General features: G+C 70.5%; 13 protein-coding genes. 8 read left to right on the forward strand and 5 right to left on the reverse strand.

What is annotated here, in order from left to right:
- Positions 1–92 precede the first annotated feature (92 nt).
- The 3 genes from ACZ7L1_RS02545 to ACZ7L1_RS02555 are packed head-to-tail and all read right to left on the reverse strand — an operon-like array spanning position 93 to position 3,269.
- Positions 93–1,112: a TolB family protein gene (locus tag ACZ7L1_RS02545; protein WP_471433539.1), complete on the reverse strand. Its 1,020-nt coding sequence runs from the start codon at positions 1,110–1,112 to the stop codon at positions 93–95.
- Entirely contained in the window at positions 1,109–2,380 is a 1,272-nt protein-coding gene (locus tag ACZ7L1_RS02550) for an MFS transporter (protein WP_471433540.1), read from the reverse strand. The genes ACZ7L1_RS02545 and ACZ7L1_RS02550 overlap by 4 nt, the downstream gene beginning before the upstream one ends.
- Position 2,381: 1 nt before the next feature.
- The gene (locus ACZ7L1_RS02555) at positions 2,382–3,269 is read right to left on the reverse strand and encodes an alkaline phosphatase family protein (RefSeq protein ID WP_471433542.1); all 888 of its coding nucleotides are present in this window, start codon (positions 3,267–3,269) and stop codon (positions 2,382–2,384) included.
- 170 nt (positions 3,270–3,439) lie between these two features.
- Between ACZ7L1_RS02555 and ACZ7L1_RS02560 the strand changes: the two genes are divergently transcribed.
- Entirely contained in the window at positions 3,440–4,375 is a 936-nt protein-coding gene (locus ACZ7L1_RS02560; RefSeq protein ID WP_471433544.1) for a DUF72 domain-containing protein, read from the forward strand.
- A 292-nt stretch (positions 4,376–4,667) separates the two neighbouring features.
- Positions 4,668–7,667 carry a bifunctional [glutamine synthetase] adenylyltransferase/[glutamine synthetase]-adenylyl-L-tyrosine phosphorylase gene (locus ACZ7L1_RS02565; protein ID WP_471433545.1) on the forward strand — a complete coding sequence of 1,000 codons (3,000 nt, stop codon included), beginning with the start codon at positions 4,668–4,670 and terminating at the stop codon, positions 7,665–7,667.
- 39 nt (positions 7,668–7,706) lie between these two features.
- On the opposite strand, the gene ACZ7L1_RS02570 is transcribed toward ACZ7L1_RS02565, so the two are convergent.
- Together ACZ7L1_RS02570 and ACZ7L1_RS02575 are read right to left on the reverse strand one after the other, a co-directional pair.
- Positions 7,707–8,576, reverse strand: coding sequence for a phosphatase PAP2 family protein (locus ACZ7L1_RS02570; RefSeq protein WP_471433547.1), 870 nt, complete (start codon positions 8,574–8,576; stop codon positions 7,707–7,709).
- Between the two features lie 108 nt (positions 8,577–8,684).
- Complete coding sequence (locus ACZ7L1_RS02575) at positions 8,685–9,719, reverse strand: LacI family DNA-binding transcriptional regulator (RefSeq protein WP_471433549.1); 1,035 nt, start codon at positions 9,717–9,719, stop codon at positions 8,685–8,687.
- A 426-nt stretch (positions 9,720–10,145) separates the two neighbouring features.
- On the opposite strand from ACZ7L1_RS02575, the gene ACZ7L1_RS02580 reads away from it, so the two are divergent.
- From ACZ7L1_RS02580 to pulA, 6 genes are all read left to right on the forward strand, one after another.
- Entirely contained in the window at positions 10,146–11,420 is a 1,275-nt protein-coding gene (locus ACZ7L1_RS02580) for an extracellular solute-binding protein (protein ID WP_471433551.1), read from the forward strand.
- A 163-nt stretch (positions 11,421–11,583) separates the two neighbouring features.
- A complete protein-coding gene (locus tag ACZ7L1_RS02585) occupies positions 11,584–12,588 on the forward strand; it encodes a carbohydrate ABC transporter permease (protein ID WP_471433553.1) in 1,005 nt (334 codons plus the stop codon).
- Between the two features lie 13 nt (positions 12,589–12,601).
- A complete protein-coding gene (locus ACZ7L1_RS02590) occupies positions 12,602–13,510 on the forward strand; it encodes a sugar ABC transporter permease (RefSeq protein WP_471433555.1) in 909 nt (302 codons plus the stop codon).
- Positions 13,511–13,700: 190 nt separating this feature from the next.
- A complete protein-coding gene (locus ACZ7L1_RS02595; protein ID WP_471433557.1) occupies positions 13,701–15,365 on the forward strand; it encodes a glycoside hydrolase family 13 protein in 1,665 nt (554 codons plus the stop codon).
- A 292-nt stretch (positions 15,366–15,657) separates the two neighbouring features.
- Entirely contained in the window at positions 15,658–17,040 is a 1,383-nt protein-coding gene (locus ACZ7L1_RS02600; protein WP_471433559.1) for an alpha-amylase, read from the forward strand.
- 202 nt (positions 17,041–17,242) lie between these two features.
- Positions 17,243–22,651 (forward strand): pullulanase-type alpha-1,6-glucosidase, encoded by a 5,409-nt coding sequence (gene pulA / locus ACZ7L1_RS02605; RefSeq protein ID WP_471433561.1) that lies wholly within the window; start codon positions 17,243–17,245, stop codon positions 22,649–22,651.
- The last annotated feature ends 30 nt before the right edge of the window (positions 22,652–22,681 follow it).

A 22,681-nucleotide genomic window follows, 5' to 3' on the forward strand; every position in this document is an offset into this window, starting at 1 on the left:
CACGCTACGAGAAACGGGCCTACATCTACCTCGGCACCGTCACCCTCGCAGCACTCATCATCTGGCTCCGCTCATGATCCGAGAAACAGCGCCTAGCGCGTGTACGCCGGAGACACGGCCGCGGTGCTGATCCGCCGCGGCTTTCCCGTGCCGTCGGCCGGGACCGTGTACAGGTCTGCCCCGTAGTCGCCCGGCAGCGCGTAGACCAGGGTGTGGTCGTCCCGCCAGACCGCCTGGTCGTCGACGCTGCGGGACTCGGCGAGCGGCGTCTCCCGCATGGTGTGCAGGGTGAGCACGTACAGGTGCCAGGGGGCGTCCTTGGGCAGGCCCTTCACCCGCTTCTTGTACGCGATCCGCGTACCGTCGGGGGACAGGGACGGGCACTCGACGTTCGGGTGGAGCGTGGTGACCGTGCGGGCGCGCAGGTCGCCTCGGACCAGGTACGTCGTCCCCTGCGTCGCCAGGGTCGCGTAGAACGTGCGGTCGTCGGACGCGAAGGTCACGCCCCAGAAGTTCACGTCCGACGCGTGGTACGTCCTGCCGTCCTTGACGATGCGGTACGCCTCCAGGGACGGGGTCAGCGCGCCCGTGCGGGTGTCCACGAGCGCCGCACGGGTCGAGAAGTTCGTTCCCGCGTAGGAGTCGCCGCCCACGAACGCCGTCCATGCCGCGTAGTGGCCGCTGGGGGAGACCCGGGCGCGGGACGGGATGCCCGGGACGTCGTAGTGCGCCCTGATGTGCAGGGACGCGTCGAGGACCAGCGCGCGGTAGGTGTCCGAGACCGGGCCGTGCACGGCCTGGAGGCAGACTCCGGTGCCTGCGGCGGCGTAGAAGCGCAGGCACTTCACGCCCGAGGCGGTGCGCGGCCCGGCGGGGTCCGACGCCGGGACCGTCGTGAGTTCGTCGCGGTGCGGGCCCCAGGCCATGTTGCGGAACACCATGCGGCCGGGCTCGGTGAGCGTGACCGTGCCCGAGGTGGTCCGGGGGCCGCCGGCCTGGGCCTGGTCCCTGCGTTCCGCCCGCGCCGACGCGTGCAGGACCGAGGCCGTGCCCACCCCCGCGAGGGTCACGAGGGCGCAGATCAGGACCAGGATGCGGTTGCGTACCGTCATGCCGTGCCCTTCGGGCGGAGCGTCGTCAGGGAGAAGGCCGCGCACGCCGCGAGCGCCACCGCGGAGGCCGTCAGCGCCGTACGGTCGCCCCACACCGTCCAGGCCGCTCCGAACCCCAGCGAGCAGGCGAACCGGGCGAGCGCCTGGCCCGTCTGCACCAGGGCCAGACCGGAGGAGCGCAGTTCCTCGGGGACGCCGTCGGAGGCCGCCGCCATCAGCACGCCGTCGGTGGCCGCGTAGAAGCCGCCGTGCAGGGCGAGCACGGCGTACGGCAGCGCCGCCGCGTGCCAGGACGTGAGCAGCAGCGCGTAGGCCAGGAGCAGCGCCGCGTGGCCCGCCAGGAAGATCCGCCATCGGCCCACCCGGTCCGCGAGCCGCCCGAGCGGCATCGCCAGCAGCAGGAACGCGGCCGCCGTGCCCAGCGGCAACAGCGCGAACCAGCGGTCGGGGACGCCGAGGCGGCGTTGCAGCAGCAGGTACACGAAGGAGTCGCTGACCGTGGCGAGGCCCAGCAGGAGCGCGCAGACCGTGAGACGGCGCAGGTCGCGACGGTGCAGCAGGGCGAGGGCGGCACGGAGGGTCGGCCTGGGGCCGTCGCCGGCCGCCGGGGCGTGCGCGCGACCGCCCGGCACGAACAGGACCAGGACCAGGACGCCCGTCACGGCCACGCAGAAGCTCACCGTGAACACCGCGTCGTAACCGTCCACCGTCGCCCGCAGGATCAGGAACGCCACGAGCGGGCCGAGCAGCGCGCCCGCCGTGTCCATCGCGCGGTGCACGCCGAAGGCGCGACCACGGGTCTCGGGGGTGCTGGAGAGCGAGATCAGCGCATCCCGGGGGGCCGTGCGCAGGCCCTTGCCGGTGCGGTCGGCGGCCAGGACGAGGCCGATGGGGGTGAGGGTGTGGGCCAGCAGGAGAAGGGGCTTGCACAGGGCCGAGATGCCGTAGCCGAGGCCCGCCACCCACTTGTGGAGGCCTCCGCCCCGGTCGGCCAGGTGCCCTCCGGCGAGCCGTACGAGCGCGGAGAAGCCGTTGTAGACGCCGTCCAGCAGGCCGAAGCCCAGCGGGGACAGACCGAGGCCCGCGACGAGGTACAGCGGGAGCACCGCCGTGACCATCTCGGAGGAGACGTCGGTGATCAGGCTGACCGTGCCGAGCGCGAGCACGGTCGGGGCGACCGCGGTGAGGCGCCGCCCGGCGCTGGGCCGGGCGGCGCCGTCCGCGGACGCCTGCGCCGGGGAGCCGGCGCGGCTGTCCGCTACGTACATGTCACGGCGCCCAGATGCCGGTGATGTCCTTGGCGGAGGCGGCGTTGCCCGCGTGCGTCGTCAGGCCCTGGGTGTCCTCCAGGGTGCGCAGCAGGTCGTAGTGGTTGTAGGTGGTGGAGGTGCTGGACCCCGGGGTCACCGGCTGGCCGTACAGCACCGTCGGGATGCGGTTGCCGCTGAGCTTGTTGTCCTCGTCGAAGGTGACGACGAGGAGGCTGTTGTGGGTCTTGGCCCAGGTGGCGTAGGCGCCCAGGTTGTTCTTCAGCCAGGTGTCACCGGTCGAGATCGAGCAGTCGTGCATGTCGCTGCACAGGTTGGGGACGACGAAGGACAGCTGGGGCAGCGTCGTGTAGTCGGTGGGGAACTGCGCGAAGGTCTTGGCGCTCGACGTCGGCACGTTGCTGAAGGCGAACCAGGGATTGTGCTTGCGGGCGTAGTTGCCGCTGCTGCACGTGGTGGAGCCCTGGCTGGGCAGCGACTCGTTGTAGCTGGCCCAGGTGCGGCCCGCGGCGAGTTGCTCGGAGGCCAGGTTGGCGGCGGAGGAGAAGCCGGGGGTGTAGCAGCTGTCGTCCGTGATGCCCTGGGTGGAACCCGAGAACATCGCGAGGTAGTTGGGCTGGCTGGGGTGGGTGATGGCGTACGACTGCGTGAGGTTGGCGCCGCCGGACTTCAGCGAGTTGATGTACGGGGCGCTGGAGGAGCCGATGATCTGGCTGTACGCGTGATTCTCCATGACCACGACGACCACGTGGTCCGGGCTGGGGACGGAGCCCGCGGCGTGCGCGGACTCACCGCCGAGCCCGGTCCACAGCCCGATCGCTGCTGCGGTGAAGGCCGCCACGGACGCCACGGTGGCACGGGTGCGGCGGTACAGGGAACTGCCGGACACAATCAACCTCCGGTGGGGGGAGGGGCTACGGGGGACAGCGCTGCCAGAGCATGCTCACGCCAAGGTGCCCTCGCCCCACGCCCCGCGACCCGGCGGATGAAGAGCCGGTGAATTGCCGGCGTGCCGCAACGGCCGGACATGGCCGTACGTCCCCGGGTAACACGGGGCCCATGGGCGACATCCTGGTGGGGACGTGTTCCTGGACGGACCGGGCGCTGGTGGCGAGCGGCTGGTATCCGCGGGGGCGGCGCGACGCGGAGGGGCGGCTGAGGTTCTATGCCGAGCGGTTTCCCGTGGTCGAGGCGGACTCCTCGTACTACGCGCTGCCCAGCGAACGCACCTGCCGCCTGTGGGCGGAGCGGACACCGGACGGCTTCGTCTTCGACGTCAAGGCCTTCTCAATGCTGACGGGGCATCCGACGCGGCCGGACGCGCTGCCCGCCGACCTGCGGTCGGCCCTGGACCGGCGGCGCGCCCCCGATCCCGGCGGCCGCGACGCGGGCCTGCTCGACGAGTTGTGGGCGCGCCTCACCGAAGCGCTGGCGCCGCTGCGGCGGGCCGGACGGCTCGGGACCGTGCTGTTCCAGTTCCCTCCCTCGCTCACTCCCGGCCCACGGTCGGAGGCGTTCGTACGCGCCTGCCGTGAGCGGGCCCGCGGCTGGCCGTTCGCCGTCGAGTTCCGGCACCCGGACTGGTGGCGGGGCGACCGGGAGACGGCCACCGCGGCACTGCTCGCGGATCTCGACGCCACCGCGGTCGCCGTGGACACGGCGCGGGACCTGCCGACCTCGATGCCGCCCTTCGCGCCGGTCACGACACGGCGGCTGGCCGTCGTCCGCTTCCACGGGCGCAGCCCGCACTGGGGCACCGGATCCAAGGAGGACGCCTACCGCCACGCGTACACCGAGGCGGAGCTGGCGGAGTGGGTGCCGAGGGTGCGGGGCCTGGCCGAGCGGACGGAACAGGTGCACGTCCTGTTCAACAACTGCTGCGCCGAAGCGGCGGTCCGCGCGGCGGAGACGATGCGGCGCCTGCTGGGGGAGCAGGTGCCGCACCAGCTGCGGCACGCCTTCACGCCGCTGCCGGGGCTGTGGTCGGGGGACTGACACCCGCGGCACCGCCATCCGCGGCCGGGGCGCCCGCCGGGCACCGCCATCCGCCCCCCTCGGGCCCACAGATCACCGCCATCCGCCCCTGCGCGCCCACAGATCACCGCCACCCCCGCCCGCCCGCGCGCACATCCGCGTACCCACTCCTAAGCACCCGCTCCTACGCACCTGCACGGCCCCGTACCTGCCGCCATGCGCCCTCAAGGGCACCGCCCCGGCGCTCCCGCCCCCGTCTCCGGTTACGCTCAAAGCCGCAGGACCTTGATCTCGATGCTCGGGAGGCCGAGGGATGAGCGTGCCCCAGGGGCGCAGAAGCAGCACCTTCACGCGACTGCTGCGACACGGTTTCACCGACCCCTCCGCCGCCGAGCGGCTGCTGGAGAGCGTCGAGCTGGCGCCGGTCAGGTCCGACCCCGTCCTGCTCGACGCCCTGGGCGCCACCGCCGACCCCGATCTCGCGCTGGGCGGTCTCGTCCGGCTGCTGGAGGCGCAGCCGGCGCCCACCGCCCGCCGCGAGCTCCTCGACACGCTGATCTCGGCCAAGCCCCTGCGCGACCGGCTGCTCGGTGTCCTCGGTGCCTCCGCGGCGCTCGCCGACCACCTCGCCCGCCACCCCGGCGACTGGCACGCCCTCGTCAACTACGAGCCGCACGACCTGCACCCCGGCGTGGCGGAGTTCGAGCGGCAGCTCGCCGAGGCCACGGACCCGGTCTCGCTGCGCGTCGCCTACCGCCGCTGCCTGCTGTCCATCGCCGCCCGCGACGTCTGCGGCACCACCGACGTCGCCCAGGCCGCCGCCGAGCTGGCCGACCTGGCCACCGCCACCCTGCGCGCCGCCCTCGGCATCGCCCGCGCCTCCGCCCCCGACGACACGGCGCTGTGCCGGCTCGCGGTGATCGGCATGGGCAAGTGCGGTGGCCACGAGCTGAACTACGTCTCCGACGTCGACGTCATCTTCGTCGGCGAGGCCGCGAGCGGCGCCGACGAGCGCAAGGCCCTGCAGGCCGCCACCCGGCTCGCCTCGCACATGATGCGGATCTGCTCCGAGACGACCGTCGAGGGAAGCATCTGGCCGGTGGACGCCAACCTGCGCCCCGAGGGCAGAAACGGTCCGCTGGTGCGCACCCTGGCCAGCCACCTCGCCTACTACCAGCGCTGGGCCAAGACCTGGGAGTTCCAGGCCCTGCTCAAGGCCCGCCCGGTGGCCGGCGACCTCGACCTCGGCGAGGAGTACATCGCCACGCTCTCCCCGCTCGTCTGGCAGGCCGCCGAGCGGGAGAACTTCGTCGCCGACGTGCAGAAGATGCGTCGCCGGGTCGTGGAGAACATCCCCGCGGGGGAGGTCGAGCGTGAGCTGAAGCTCGGTCCGGGCGGCCTCAGGGACGTGGAATTCGCCGTCCAGCTGCTGCAGTTGGTGCACGGGCGGTCCGACTCCTCGCTGCGCAGCGGCACCACCCTCGACGCGCTCAGGGCCCTCGCCGCCGGCGGCTACGTCGGCCGCGCCGACGCCGCCCAGCTCGACGACGCCTACCGCTTCCTGCGCTCCATGGAGCACCGCATCCAGCTCTACCGGCTGCGCCGCACCCACCTCGTCCCCGAGGACGAGGCCGACCAGCGGCGCCTGGGCCGCTCCCTCGGCCTGCGCACCGACCCCGTCGGCGAGCTGAACCGCGAGTGGAAGCGGCACACCGGCGTCGTACGCCGGCTGCACGAGAAGCTCTTCTACCGACCGCTGCTCGACGCCGTGGCCCAACTCGCCCCCGGCGAGGCCAGGCTGAGTCCGGACGCGGCCCGGGAGCGGCTCGTGGCCCTCGGCTACGCGGACCCGGCCGCCGCCCTGCGCCACCTGGAGGCGCTGGCGTCCGGCGTCACCCGCAAGGCCGCCATCCAGCGCACCCTGCTGCCCGTGCTGCTCGGCTGGTTCGCCGACTCAGCCGACCCGGACGCGGGCCTGCTCAACTTCCGCAAGGTGTCCGACGCGCTCGGCAAGACCCCCTGGTACCTGCGCCTGCTGCGGGACGAGGGCGCCGCCGCCGAGAACCTCGCCCGCGTGCTGTCCGCCGGCCGGCTCGCCCCCGACCTGCTGATGCGCGCCCCCGAGGCGGTGGCCCTCCTCGGCGACGGGGACGGCGGCGGACTCGAACCCCGCTCCCGCGCCCACCTCGAGCAGGAGATCCTGGCCGCCGTCGGCCGCGCCGAGAACGCCGAGCAGGCGGTCACGGTGGCACGCGGTGTACGGCGCCGGGAGCTGTTCCGTACGGCCGCCACGGACATCGTCGGCTCCTACGGCACCGAGGAGATCCCCGCCCGCCCGGACCAGGGCGCGCTGGTGGACCTCGTCGGCGGCGCGGTCTCGGACCTGACGGCGGCGACCCTGGCGGGCACCTTGCGGGCCGTGGTCCGTGACGGCTGGGGCGACACCCTGCCCACCCGGTTCGCCGTCATCGGCATGGGCCGCTTCGGCGGCCACGAGCTGGGCTACGGCTCCGACGCGGATGTGATCTTCGTGCACGAGCCGCAGGACGGCGTGGACGAACGGGAGGCGGCCGAGGCCGCGAACAAGGTCGTGTCGGAGATGCGACGCCTGCTGCAGATCCCGAGCACCGACCCGCCTCTGCTGATCGACGCCGACCTGCGCCCCGAGGGCAAGTCCGGACCGCTCGTGCGCACCCTGACCTCGTACGCGGCCTACTACCGCCGCTGGTCGCTGGTGTGGGAGGCGCACGCGCTGCTGCGGGCCGAGCCGGTCGCCGGGGACGAGGACCTGGGCCGCCGTTTCGTCGAACTGATCGACCCGCTGCGCTACCCCTCGCAGGGGCTCGGCGACGACGCCGTGCGCGAGATCCGGCGCCTGAAGGCCCGCATGGAGTCCGAGCGGCTGCCGCGGGGCGCCGACAAGACCCTGCACACCAAGCTGGGCCGCGGCGGCCTGTCGGACGTGGAGTGGACGGTCCAGCTGCTGCAGCTCCGGCACGGCCGCTCGGAGCCGGGCCTGCGCACCACCCGCACCCGCGCCGCGCTCGCCGCCGCCTGCGCAGCGGGCCTGATCTCCGAGGAGGACGCCGCGATCCTGGACGAGGCCTGGGTCCTCGCCACCCGGGTGCGCAACGCGGTGATGCTGGTCCGGGGCCGCGCCGGCGACACATTCCCCTCCGACACCCGCGAGCTGGCCGCCGTGGGCCGCTACCTCGGGTACGGCCCGGGCCACGTCGGCGACATGCTGGACGACTACCGGCGTACGACGCGCCGGGCGCGGGGCGTGGTCGAGGAGCTGTTCTACGGGTCGTGACGCGTCAGCGGCAGCGGAGCACGCCCGCACGGTGCCGGGTCACACCCGTACCGGCACCAGCGCGGGCTCGCCCGCCGTCGCCACCCGTCGCGGCAGTGCGTAGGGCAGCGCGCCGTACCAGACCCGCGCCACCGTGAAGCCGAACGCCAGGCAGAGCGTGCCGCCCACCGCGTCCAGCCAGAAGTGGTTGGCGGTGGCGACGATCACCACCAGTGTCGTCGCCGGGTACAGCAGGCCCAGGACCCTGGCCCACGGCACCGTCGACAGCGCGAAGATGGTCAGACCGCACCACAGCGACCAGCCGATGTGCATCGACGGCATCGCCGCGTACTGGTTCGACATGTCCTTCAGGTCGCCCGACGCCATCGAGCCCCACGTGTGGTGCACCACCACCGTGTCGACGAAGTCCCCGCCGTTCATCAGGCGCGGCGGCGCCAGCGGGAAGAAGTAGTAGCCGAGCAGCGCCACGCCGGTCGTGGCGAACAGGGCGAGGCGGGTGGCCGCGTACCGGCCCGGATGGCTGCGGTAGAGCCACACCAGCACACCCAGCGTCACCACGAAGTGCAGCGTGGCATAGTAATAGTTCATCCCGATGATCAGCCATGTCACCGAGTTCACGGCGTGGTTGACCGAGTCCTCGACGGCGATCCCCAGGTGGTTCTCCAGCCGCCACACCCAGTCCGCGTTGCTCAGCGCCTCGGCCTTCTGCTCCGGCACGGCGTTGCGGATCAGCGAGTAGGTCCAGTAACTCAGCGCGATCAGCAGGATCTCGAACCAGAAGCGCGGGCGGCGGGGGGTGCGCACCCGGCGGAGGGCGCCGTGGATCGCGCCGTCCCGCGTGTCGTCCGTGACGGGCCGGGGAGCGGCCTGCTCCCGGCCCCCCACCGCCGTCACGGTCCTGTCACCCATAGGTACAGAGTCTGCCAGAAAAGCATTCCCCCACCGATCATCCCGCGGCAGGGTTGCGGCCACCCGTTGTCCAACCGGCGTACTGATCCGAAGCGCCGGAACTACTGCCTAGGGACGACTCCGCTCCCCAGGCGCAGAAGCCGTCGACCCCCGTACCACCAGCTCCGGCATGAACACGAACTCACTGTGGGGTGCGGGTGTGCCACCGATCTCCTCCAGCAACGTGCGCACCGCCGCCTGCCCCATCGCCGGGACCGGCTTGCGGATCGTCGTCAGCGGCGGGTCCGTGAACGCGATGAGCGGCGAGTCGTCGAAGCCCACGACCGATATGTCCGTGGGGACTTCCAGCCCCCGCTGCCGAGCCGCCCGTATCGCCCCGAGCGCCATCATGTCGCTCGCGCACACCACCGCCGTGCACTCCCGGTCGATCAGCGCGGACGCCGCCGCCTGACCACCCTCCAGCGTGTACAGCGAGTGCTGGATCAGCCGGGACTCGATGTCCTCCACGGTCAGCCCGAGCTGCTCCTGCACGGTGCGCACGAAACCCTCGATCTTGCGCTGCACCGGCACGAACCGCTTGGGGCCGAGTGCGAGCCCGATCCGGGTGTGCCCGAGGGACACCAGGTGCGTCACCGCGAGGGCCATCGCGGCCCGGTCGTCGGGGGAGATGAACGGCGCCTGCACCTTCGGCGAGAAGCCGTCCACCAGCACGTACGGCACGCCCTGGGCGCGCAGCCGCTCGTAGCGCTGCATGTCGGCGGTCGTGTCCGCGTGCAGCCCGGAGACGTAGATGATCCCGGCCACCCCGCGGTCCACGAGCATCTCCGTCAGCTCGTCCTCGGTGGAGCCGCCCGGCGTCTGCGTCGCCAGCACCGGCGTGTACCCCTGCCGGGTCAGGGCCTGGCCGATGACCTGGGCGAGGGCCGGGAATATCGGGTTCTCCAGCTCCGGGGTGATCAGGCCCACCAGCCCCTCGCTGCGCTGCCGCAGCCGGACCGGGCGCTCGTAGCCGAGCACGTCGAGAGCGGCCAGCACGGACTGGCGGGTGGTCGCCGCGACGCCCGGCTTTCCGTTCAGGACACGGCTCACGGTCGCCTCGCTGACCCCCGCCTGCGCCGCGATGTCGGCAAGGCGTGTGGTCACGCCACTGGACTGTACCGGCCGCGTCTCCGCTTGCCCACCAAAGGGACGCCGGGCCCGGGCGGTTGAACGCCCCGCTGCGGGTTGCTGCGTCATCGCGCTCCCTCGTGTTCTGTTTCGGCGTCCGGTCCGCAACGGGATGATTCCCGCGCCGGTGACGTATGGCAAGAGCTTGCAGAGTCTTGCACAGGTGCCCGTGGTCCCGCAGAACAGCCGCAAACACAGGTCGCCGGGCCCTCACGGCGAGGTCACGGCGCGGTAACCATTGTCGCTTCTTTCATTTTTTTGCTGCAAGGTCTTTCGCGGCGATTGCATCGCTGTTACGTTCACCGTCGCCCGGCGGCCGCAACGAAGCAGTCGGCAGTCGGCAGGGGCGGCAGACGGGGCCGCCACCTGTAGCACTCGGGCTTTCACCCTCAAGGAGAACTCATGCGGCGTGGCATAGCGGCCACCGCGCTGGTGGCGTCCGTCGCCCTCGCGGCGACGGCCTGCGGCGGAAGTGACGGCGGCAGCGGCAAGTCCGACGGCCCGGTCACCATCACCTGGTGGGACACCTCCAACGCCACCAATGAGGCGCCCACGTACCAGGCGCTGGTCAAGGACTTCGAGAAGGCCAACCCGACCATCAAGGTCAAGTACGTCAACGTCCCCTTCGACCAGGCGCAGAACAAGTTCGACACCGCCGCAGGCTCCAAGGGCGCCCCCGATGTGCTGCGCTCCGAGGTCGGCTGGACCCCCGCCTTCGCCAAGAAGGGCTACTTCCTGCCGCTGGACGGCACCGCGGCCCTCGCCGACCAGAGCAAGTTCCAGCCCAGCCTGATCAAGCAGGCCCAGTACGACGGCAAGACCTACGGCGTGCCGCTGGTCACCGACACCCTCGCCCTGGTCTACAACAAGGCCCTGTTCAAGAAGGCCGGCATCGCCGAGGCCCCCAAGACCTGGGACGAGCTGAAGTCCGACGCCGCCAAGGTCAAGGACAAGACCGGCGCCGACGGCTACTGGGGCTCCACCCAGGCCTACTACGCCCAGACCTTCCTCTACGGCGAGGGCACCGACACCGTCGACGCCGGCGCCAAGAAGGTCACCGTGAACTCGGCCGCCGCGAAGAAGGCGTACGGCACCTGGCTGAGCACGTTCTCCGGCAAGGGACTGCACAAGGCCGACACCACCGCCGACGCCTACGCCCACATCCAGGACGCGTTCGTCAGCGGCAAGGTCGCCGCGATCATCCAGGGCCCCTGGGAGATCACGAACTTCTACAAGGGCTCCGCCTTCAGCGACAAGTCCAACCTCGGCATCGCCACCGTCCCGGCCGGCTCCACCGGCAAGGCGGGCGCCCCGACCGGTGGCCACAACCTCTCCGTCTACGCCGGCTCCGACAAGGCCCACCAGGAAGCGGCGCTGAAGTTCGTGGGCTTCATGACCTCGGCGAAGTCCCAGGAGACCATCGCCCTGAAGAACTCCACGCTGCCCACGCGCGACGACGCCTACACCGCCCAGGTCAAGACCGACCCCGGCATCGCCGGCTACCAGTCGGTCCTGCCCGCCGCCCAGCCGCGCCCTGCGCTGCCGGAGTACAGCTCGCTGTGGGGCCCGCTCGACACCGAGCTGCCCAAGATCGCGGGCGGTAAGGAAACGCTGGACAAGGGTCTGAGCAACGCGGAACTCGCGATCGCCAAGCTGGTCCCCGACTTCAGCAAGTGAGCCGCCGTGGCCGCCGGATCTCCCTGGGGGAGGGATCCGGCGGCCACCGGCCTGTGCCAGGGCCTCTCGTTCGGATCATGCCGGGCTCGCTGATCCGGCCTGATCCGATCGAAAGACCCTGGGCCCCCTTCGATCTGCAGACCTCCAAGAAGGTTGTCGAACCATGACAGTCGCCATCGACCGAGCGACCGGCAAGCGGCGCGGTGAGCCGGGACCGCGACCCGGCCTGGGCCGGCGCATCAGATACGGCTACCAGAAGCACTGGTACGCCTACGCGATGATCGCACCGGTGGCGATCGTGCTCGGCGTCCTCGTGCTGTACCCCCTGGTGTACGGCCTCTACCTCACGCTCACCGACGCCAACAGCCTCAACACCGCCCGCACGATCGGCGTCAACCACATCGACGCCACGTACAAGTTCATCGGGCTCGACAACTACAAGGACATCCTGTTCGGCCCGACCTCCTACGACCGCTTCTGGTCGCACTTCATCTGGACCATCGTGTGGACCGCGCTGTGCGTGGCACTCCACTACACGATCGGGCTCGGCCTGGCCCTGCTGCTCAACCAGAAGCTTCGGGGGCAGACCTTCTACCGGCTGATGCTGATCCTGCCGTGGGCCGTGCCCACCTTCGTCACCGTCTTCGGCTGGCGCTTCATGCTCGCGGACGGCGGCATCATCAACTCGGCACTGCACGCCCTGCACCTGCCGACGCCGTCGTGGCTCGAGGACACCTTCTGGCAGCGATTCGCCGCGATCATGGTCAACACCTGGTGCGGTGTGCCGTTCATGATGGTCTCGCTGCTCGGCGGCCTGCAGTCCATCGACGGCTCCCTGTACGAAGCCGCCGAGATGGACGGCGCGAACGCATGGCAGCGGTTCCGGTACGTCACCCTTCCGGGTCTGAGGTCCGTCAGCTCCACCGTCGTCCTGCTCGGCATCATCTGGACCTTCAACCAGTTCGCCGTCATCTTCCTGCTGTTCGGCAACACCGCCCCCGACGCCCAGATCCTCGTCACCTGGGCGTACTACCTGGGCTTCGGACAGCAGCCGCGTGACTTCGCGCAGTCGGCGGCCTACGGCATCCTGCTGCTGGCCATCCTGATCGTCTTCACCTCGTTCTACCGCCGCTGGCTGAACCGCAACGAGCAGCAGCTCGCGATCTGAGGCAGGAGTCCCCATGAGCACGACCACAGTCGACACCTCCCCCGCGGTGACCGAGGCCGGCCCGGCGGGCGCCGCCCGCAAACCCCAGGCACGTGGTGAGCGCAGCCTCGTCGCGTCCCTCGCCTCCCACGGCATCCTGATCGCCGGGAGCGTCGTGGCGCTCTTCCCGGTCGCCTGGCTGGTGTTCCTCTCCCTCGGTCCGGACAAGGACGACTACCTGCACCCGGGCGGCATCTGGAAGAAGATGACGTTCGACAACTACTCGTTCGTCCTCCAGCACACCGGCTTCTTCGACTGGCTGAAGAGCTCCCTGATCGTCTCGCTCGGCACCACGGTGCTCGGCGTCCTGGTCGCCGCCACCACCGGGTACGCGGTCTCCCGCATGCGCTTCCCGGGCTACCGGAAGTTCATGTGGGTGCTCCTGGTCACCCAGATGTTCCCGGTGGCCGTTCTCATGGTGCCGATGTACCAGATCCTGGCCGACCTCGAGCTCATCGACAGCTACTTCGGCCTGATCCTGGTGTACTGCTCGACGGCGGTGCCGTACTGCGCCTGGCTGCTGAAGGGCTACTTCGACACCATCCCGTTCGAGATCGACGAGGCGGGACGCGTCGACGGGCTGACCCCCTTCGGCACGTTCGCACGGCTGATCCTGCCGCTCGCCAAGCCGGGCCTCGCGGTCGCCGCCTTCTACAGCTTCATCACCGCGTTCGGTGAGGTCGCCTTCGCCACCACCTTCATGCTGGACGACAAGAAGTACACGCTCGCCGTCGGCCTCCAGAGCTTCATCAGCGAGCACGACGCCCAGCGCAACCTGATGGCCGCCACCGCGGTGCTGATCGCGATACCCGTGTCCGCGTTCTTCTACCTGGTGCAGAAGAACCTGGTGACCGGCCTCACCGCGGGCGGCACGAAGGGCTGAGCCCCGCCTCGCCGACAACGGCTCCCGCGCGCCTGTCCGCGCGGGTGGCGGCCGCGGTGCCCATCCGACCCCGCTGTCACCGCGGCCGCCTCGTCAACCTGCCCGCCGTACCCATGCCCATGACCCGAAGCATCCCTCCCCCACTCTCGACTTCGCTCGAGCGGGGGACCCCCATCGCATCAAGGACGCCATGAGCCAGCACTCCGCCGACCCGGCCCCGAACACCGCCGTAGCCACCGTCGCCAAGCGCCGCGACTGGTGGCGGGACGCGGTGATCTACCAGGTCTATCCGCGCAGCTTCGCCGACAGCAACGGCGACGGCATGGGTGACCTGGAAGGCGTACGTTCCCGACTCCCGTATCTGCGCGACCTCGGCGTGGACGCCGTGTGGCTCAGCCCCTTCTACGCCTCGCCGCAGGCCGACGCCGGCTACGACGTGGCCGACTACCGTGCCGTCGACCCCATGTTCGGCAACCTGCTGGACGCGGACGTGCTGATCCGCGACGCCCACGAGCTGGGCCTGCGCATCATCGTCGACCTGGTCCCCAACCACTCCTCCGACCAGCACGAGTGGTTCAAGCGGGCGGTCGCCGAAGGCCCCGGCTCCCCGCTGCGGGACCGCTACCACTTCCGCCCCGGCAAGGGGGAGAACGGCGAACTCCCGCCCAATGACTGGGAGTCCATCTTCGGCGGCCCGGCCTGGACCAGGGTTTTGGACGGCGAGTGGTACCTGCACCTCTTCGCCCCCGAACAGCCCGACTTCAACTGGAACCACCCGGCCGTCGGCGACGAGTTCCGCTCGATCCTCCGCTTCTGGCTGGACATGGGCGTCGACGGCTTCCGCATCGACGTCGCCCACGGCCTGGTGAAGGCCGACGGCCTGCCCGACCTCGGCACCCACGACCAGCTCAAGCTGCTGGGCAACGATGTCATGCCGTTCTTCGACCAGGATGGCGTGCACGAGATCTACCGCGAGTGGCGCACGATCCTCGACGAGTACACGGGGGACCGAATCTTCGTCGCCGAGGCGTGGACCCCGACCATCGAGCGCACCGCGAACTACGTCCGCCCGGACGAACTCCACCAGGCCTTCAACTTCCAGTACCTGAGCAGCCACTGGGACGCGGCCGAACTGCGCGACGTCATCGACCGCACCCTGGACGCGATGCGCCCGGTCGGCGCCCCCGCCACCTGGGTCCTGTCCAACCATGACGTGACCCGGCACGCCACCCGCTTCGCCCACGACGCGGCCCTCGGCACCCAGATCCGCGAGGCAGGCGACCGCGCACTGGGTCTCAGGCGGGCGAGGGCGGCGACCCTTCTGATGCTGGCGCTGCCGGGATCGGCCTACGTGTACCAGGGCGAGGAACTGGGCCTCCCGGACGTCGTGGACCTCCCCGACGAGGTTCGCCAGGACCCCGCCTACTTCCGGGGCGCCGGCCAGGACGGCTTCCGCGACGGCTGTCGGGTCCCGATCCCGTGGACGCGCACGGGTACGTCGTACGGCTTCGGCAGCGGCGGCAGCTGGCTCCCGCAGCCGGAGAACTGGGGCGAGTTGAGCGTGGAGGCCCAGCAGGGCGTCCCCGGCTCCACCCTGGAGCTGTACCGCACGGCACTCGCGGCCCGCCGCGCCCACGCCGACCTGGGCGCGGGCGACGCGGTGGAGTGGCTGAAGGCCCCCGAGGGCGTCCTCGCCTTCCGCCGCGGCGACTTCGTCTGCGTGGCGAACACGACGGGCGAGGCGGTGACGATCCCGGCGTACGGGCGCGTGCTGGTCGCCAGCACGGAGGTGACGATCGCGGACGCGGAGGCGAAGCTGCCGTCGGACACGACGGTGTGGTGGACGGCTTCCTGACGGGCCCACCAGACACGTTGTGGGGCCCGCCGTCGCTGGGGACGGCGGGCCCCTGTGGTTTGCGGGCCGGGAAACCGGCGACCGGCCTCTTCATCCACCGGGCGGCGTGCTCCGGCTCTCTTACGCGGGTGTGACAGGCACATGTCCGCAGGGTTGACCGCCGGGGGCGGGACTCGTACGGTCTGCTGCACTGCAAGTAGTTGAAAACTTGCAGCAATTCCCTTCAGGAGGTCTCAGTACCTCCTACGGGCCCTCCCCTCAGCAGATCCTTCAACGGAGAAGGAACCCCCCCATGCCCAGCAGAACGCTCTCCGGCGCCCTTGCCCTCGTGGCGTCGGCGTCGGTCGCACTCGCCGTACCCGCCGGGACCGCCCATGCCTCCCCGCCCGGCACGAAGGACGTCACCGCCGTCCTCTTCGAGTGGAACTTCGCCTCGGTCGCCAAGGAGTGCACCAACACCCTCGGTCCCGCCGGCTACGGCTACGTCCAGGTCTCCCCGCCCGCCGAGCACATACAGGGCTCCCAGTGGTGGACGTCGTACCAGCCGGTGAGTTACAGGATCGCGAGCCGTCTCGGTGACCGCGCCGCCTTCCAGAACATGGTCAACACCTGCCACGCGGCAGGCGTGAAGGTCGTCGTCGACACCGTCGTCAACCACATGTCGGCCGGCAGCGGAACCGGCACGGGGGGCTCGTCGTACACGAAGTACGACTATCCCGGCCTGTACTCGTACGCCGACTTCGACGACTGCACCGCCCAGGTCACCAACTACCAGGACCGCTGGAACGTCCAGCACTGCGAACTCGTGGGCCTCGCCGATCTGGACACCGGTGAGGAGCACGTCCGCAGCACGATCGCCGGCTACATGAACGACCTGCTCGGCCTGGGCGTCGACGGTTTCCGCATCGACGCCGCCAAGCACATCCCGGCGGACGACCTGGCCAACATCAAGTCCAGGCTGACCAACCCGTCCGCGTACTGGAAGCAGGAGGTCATCTACGGCGCGGGCGAGGCGGTGCAGCCCACCGAGTACACCGGCAACGGCGACGTCCAGGAATTCCGCTACGCCTACGACCTCAAGCGGGTCTTCAACACCGAGAAGCTCGCGTACCTGAGCAACTTCGGCGAGCCCTGGGGCTACCTGAGCAGCTCGGTCGCCGGGGTCTTCGTGGACAACCACGACACCGAGCGCAACGGCTCGACCCTCAACTACAAGGACGGCGCCAACTACACGCTGGCGAACGTCTTCATGCTCGCCTGGCCGTACGGCGCACCCGACATCAACTCCGGTTACGAGTGGTCCGACTCGGACGCCGGACCGCCGAACGGGGGACAGGTCAACGCCTGCTGGCAGGACGGCTGGAAGTGCCAGCACGCGTGGCCGGAGATCAAGTCGATGGTCGCCTTCCGCAACGCCACGCGCGGCCAGGCGGTCACCAAGTGGTGGGACGACGGCAACAACCTCATCGCCTTCGGCCGCGGAAGCAAGGGCTATGTGGTGATCAACCATGAGAGCACGACGGCCGACCGCTGGTTCGAGACGTCGCTGCCGCCCGGCACGTACTGCGATGTGCAGGGCAACAGGACCGTGACGGTGAACGGCAGCGGCTGGTTCCAGGCGTCGGTCGCCCCGAACACGGCGCTCGCCCTCTACGCGGGCAGGTCCGGCTGCTGAGCCCGCACTTCCCCGACGGGCCCGCTGCCCGCCGTATGCGTGGCGACGGGCCCCTGTCGATGCAATTCCTTTCCATTGCTTTCAAGTCTCTTGCTGTAAACCTTGCGTGAGCGGTACGGTCTCGCCGGCGCCCGGCGACGAAGCCGTCCCGCGGCGTAGGGGTCGGACCCACCTGAGCCGTATTCGCAAGGAGTTCACACCTGTGATACCGAGATGGCCGGCGCCCCCGACGCGCCGCACCCCGTACCGGAGAAGGGTCGCGGCCACCGTCGTCGCCGCGCTCGCCGCCGCCCTCCTCCCGCCCCTCGCCGCTCACGCCGCCACACCGCCCGCGCCCCCGTCCGACGCGAAGCTCGCCGCGCAGCCCGCGCGGCACGGTGACACCCGCGAGCAGTTCTACTTCGTCATGCCGGACCGTTTCGCCGACGGGGACCCGTCCAACGACCGCGGCGGGCTCACCGGCTCCCGTCTGGCCACCGGCTACGACCCCACCGACAAGGGCTTCTACCAGGGCGGCGACCTCAAGGGCCTGACCGACCGTCTCGACTACATCAAGGGCCTGGGCACCACCGCCATCTGGATGGCGCCGATCTTCAAGAACCAGGCCGTTCAGGGCACGGGGACGAACGCCTCCGCCGGGTACCACGGGTACTGGGTCACCGACTTCACCCAGGTCGACCCGCACTTCGGCACCAACAAGGACCTGAAGACCCTCATCTCCAAGGCGCACGCCAAGGGCATGAAGGTCTTCTTCGACGTCATCACCAACCACACCGCCGACGTCGTCGACTATGCGGAGAAGTCCTACGACTACCTCTCCAAGGGCGCCTTCCCGTACCTGGCCAAGGACGGCCGGCCCTTCGACGACGCCGAATACGCCGACGGCACCCGGCGCTTCCCGGCCGTGGACGCCGATTCCTTCCCGCGCACCCCCGTCGTTCCCGCCGCCAAGCGGAACCTCAAGGTCCCGTCCTGGCTCAACGACCCGACGATGTACCACAACCGGGGCGACTCCACCTATGCCGGTGAGTCCGCCACGTACGGCGACTTCTCCGGCCTGGACGACCTGTGGACCGAGCGTCCCGAGGTGGTCAAGGGCATGGAGAAGATCTACGAGCGCTGGGTGCGGGACTTCGGCGTCGACGGCTTCCGGATCGACACCGTGAAGCACGTGAACATGGAGTTCTGGACGCAGTGGGCGAGCGCGCTCGGCCGGTACGCCGCCGCGCACGGCCGCAGGAACTTCTTCATGTTCGGCGAGGTCTACTCCGCCGACACCTCCATCACCTCGCCGTACGTCACCCAGGGCCGTCTCGACGCCACGCTCGACTTCCCCTTCCAGGACGCGGCCCGCACCTACGCCTCCCAGGGCGGCAGCGCACAGAAGCTCGCGGACGTCTTCGCCGGCGACTACAAATACACGACCGACAAGGCCAACGCCTACGAGCAGGTCACCTTCCTCGGCAACCACGACATGGGCCGCATCGGGTACTTCCTGAAGCAGGACAACCCGAAGGCGACCGACGCCGAGTTGCTCGCCAAGGACAGGTTCGCCAACGAGGTGATGTTCTTCAGCCGCGGCAACCCCGTCGTCTACTACGGCGACGAGCAGGGCTTCACCGGCTCCGGCGGCGACAAGGACGCCCGCCAGACCATGTTCGCCTCCAAGGTCCAGGACTACCTGGACGACGACGAGATCGGCACCGACCGTACGCACGCCAGTGACTCGTACGACACCGGTGCGCCGCTCTACAAGGAGATCGCCGCTCTCTCCAAGCTGCGCAAGAACAACCCCGCGCTCATCGACGGCGTACAGACCCAGCGCTACGCCGCCGACGGCCCCGGTGTCTACGCCTTCTCCCGTACGGGTACGGACGGCACCGAGTACGTCGTCGCCTTCAACAACGCGGACGACGGCAAGACGGCCACCTTCGCCACCGGGTCGGCGGGCATGACCTTCCGCGGCATCCACGGCACCGACGCCTCCGTCACGAGCGACGCCGACAGACACGTCACCGTCACCGTCCCCGCCCGGTCGGCGGTCGTCTTCAAGGCCGTCGGCCCGCTCGGCGCCCCCGCCGCCAAGCCTGCCCTCACTCTCAAGGCCCCGGACGCGGGCGCCACCGGCACGGTGGAGGTCTCCGCCGACGTCACCGGCGGGCAGTTGGACCGCGTCGTCTTCGCGGCCCAGGTCGGCGACGGCGCCTGGAAGGTCCTGGGCTCCGCCGACCACGCCCCGTACAAGGTCACCCAGACGATCGGCAAGGACGTCCCGGCCGGGACCGCCCTGCGCTACAAGGCGGTCGTCGTCGACTCGGCGGGCCGCACCGCGAGCGCCACGGCCGGCAGCACCACCGGCACCCCGCCCGCCCCGCAGATCCCCACGGCCTCCTCGCGCGACCACGTGGTCGTCCACTACAAGCGCGCCGACGGCGACTACGCGAACTGGGGCCTGTACGCCTGGGGTGACATCGCCGACGGCGAGGCGACGACCTGGCCGAACAGCCATCCCTTCATCGGCCGTGACGCGTACGGCGCCTTCGCCTACGTCAAGCTCAAGCCGGGCGCCTTCGGGGTCGGCTTCCTCGTCATCGACAAGGACGGGAACAAGGACGTCTCCGCCGACCGCACCATCGACGTCACCAGGACCGGCGAGGTCTGGGTCGAGCAGGGCAAGGAGGCGGTGCTCACCCAGAGGCCCGGCTACCCGGCACAGGACACCACCAAGGCCGTCCTCCACTACCGCCGCGCCGACGGGAACTACGACGGCTGGGGTCTCCACGTCTGGACCGGCGCCGCGAACCCCACCGACTGGTCGAGCCCGCTGAAGCCGGTGCGGACCGACGCGTACGGCGCGGTCTTCGAGGTGCCGCTCGCCGCCGGTGCCACCGGCCTCAGCTACATCATCCACAAGGGCGACGAGAAGGACCTCCCCGCCGACCAGTCGCTCGACCTCAAGGCGAACGGCTACGAGGTGTGGCTGCTGAACGGCCAGGAGAAGTACCTGCTGCCCCAGCCCGCGGGCAGCGCGGCGGCCCTCGACCCGGCCACCTCCAAGGCGGTCTGGATCGACCGGGACACTCTCGCCTGGAACGGCGTCGACGGCGCCGTGTCCACCCAGCTCGTCTACTCCCACGACGGTTCGATCACCGTCAAGGACGGGACGCTGACCAGTGACGACGAGCGCTGGCTGCGCCTGACGAGGACGACGCTGTCCGATGCGCAGAAGGCGAGGTTCCCGCACCTGAAGGACTACCCGGCCTGGTCCGTCGACCCGCGCGACCGCGACCGGGTGCGTGAGGCGCTCGACGGCCAGATCGTGGCCTCGCAGCGGGCCGCGAACGGCGCGGTCCTGGCGGCGACGGGCGTCCAGATCGCCGGCGTCCTCGACGACCTGTACGACGCGACGAAGGCCGAGCTCGGCCCGGTCTTCCACCACGGCCGTCCCACCCTCGCGGTGTGGGCGCCGACGGCCCAGTCGGTGAAACTGGACCTCGACGGCTCCACCGTCGCCATGCAGCGCGACGGCACCACCGGCGTCTGGTCCGTCACCGGCCCCGCGTCCTGGCGGAACAAGCCCTACCGCTACGTTGTGAAGGTGTGGGCGCCCAGCGTCCGGAAGGTCGTCACCAACAAGGTCACCGACCCCTACTCCCTGGCCCTCACCGCCGACTCGAAGCGCAGCCTGATCGTCGACCTGGACGACAAGTCCCTGGCCCCGAGCGGCTGGTCGGCTCTGAAGAAGCCGAAGGCCGTGCCGCTCAGGGACGCACAGATCCAGGAGCTGCACATCCGCGACTTCTCGGTCGCGGACCGTACCGTGCCGGCCGAGGACCGGGGCACCTACCTGGCCTTCACCGACAACGACAGCGACGGCTCCAAGCACCTGCGCGAGCTGGCCGAGGCAGGCACCTCGTACGTCCACCTGCTGCCCGCCTTCGACTTCGCGACGGTCCCCGAGAGGAAGTCGGAGCAGGCCACCCCCGGCTGCGACCTCGCCTCCTACGCGCCCGACTCCGACCGGCAGCAGGCCTGCGTCGCCGCGACCGCCGCGAAGGACGCCTACAACTGGGGCTACGACCCGTACCACTTCACCGTCCCGGAGGGCTCCTACGCCACCGACCCGGACGGCACGGCGCGTACCGTCCAGTTCCGCAGGATGGTCAAGGCGCTCAACGGGGACGGCCTCCGGGTCGTGATGGACGTCGTCTACAACCACACCTCGTCGAGCGGTGAGGCCGACACCTCAGTGCTCGACCAGATCGTGCCCGGCTACTACCAGCGGCTCCTCGCCGACGGCTCGGTGGCCAACTCCACCTGCTGCGCGAACACCGCGCCCGAGAACGCGATGATGGGCAAGCTGGTCGTGGACTCGATCGTCACCTGGGCCAAGGAGTACAAGGTCGACGGGTTCCGCTTCGACCTCATGGGCCACCACCCGAAGGCCAACATCCTGGCGGTCCGCAAGGCCCTCGACGCGCTCACCCCCGCCAAGGACGGCGTCGACGGCAAGAAGATCATCCTGTACGGGGAGGGCTGGAACTTCGGCGAGGTCGCCAACGACGCCCGCTTCGTGCAGGCCACGCAGAAGAACATGGCCGGCACCGGCATCGCCACCTTCTCCGACCGCGCCCGCGACGCCGTGCGCGGCGGCAGCCCCTTCGACTCCGACCCCGGGGTCCAGGGCTTCGCGTCCGGGCTCTACACCGACCCCAACTCCTCGCCGGCCAACGGCACCACGGCCGAGCAGAAGGCCCGCCTCCTGCACGACCAGGACCTCATCAAGGTCGGCCTGACCGGCAACCTCGCCAAGTACCGCTTCACCGACTCGGGAGGCAAGGAGGTCACCGGCGCCGAGATCGACTACAACGGCTCACCCGCCGGGTACGCGGACGCGCCGGGCGACGCCCTCGCCTACGCCGACGCGCACGACAACGAGTCGCTGTTCGACGCCCTCACCTACAAGCTGCCGAAGGACGCCTCCGCCGCCGACCGGGCCCGGATGCAGGTGCTCGCCATGGCCACGGCCACCCTCTCGCAGGGCCCGTCCCTCTCCCAGGCCGGCAGCGACCTGTTGCGGTCCAAGTCCCTGGACCGCAACTCCTACGACAGCGGCGACTGGTTCAACGCCATCCACTGGGACTGCCGGGACGGCAACGGCTTCGGGCGGGGTCTGCCGACGGCGGCCGACAACCAGTCCAAGTGGCCCTACGCGGGGCCCCTGCTCACCTCGGTGAAGGTGGGGTGCGAGCAGATCGAGGGCGCCTTCGCCACCTACCGGGACCTGCTGCGGATCCGGACCACCGAGCCCGTCTTCTCCCTCGCCACCGCCGACCAGGTGCAGTCGCGGCTCTCCTTCCCGCTCTCCGGGAAGGACGAGACGCCCGGCGTGATCACGATGGAGCTGGGTGACCTGGTCGTCGTCTTCAACGCGACACCGACGGCGCAGCAGCAGACGGTCGCCGCACTCGCCGGCGAGCACTACGCGTTGCACCCGGTGCAGGCAGCGGGCGCGGACCCTACCGTCAAGACGGCCTCCTTCGCGGCGAAATCCGGCACGTTCGCCGTTCCGGGTCGTACCGTCGCGGTCTTCACCCGAGGCACGCGCTAGGACACTAGCGTGGTGGGGCGGACCGGAAGC

The organism is Streptomyces sp. NPDC107546 (assembly GCF_055639175.1).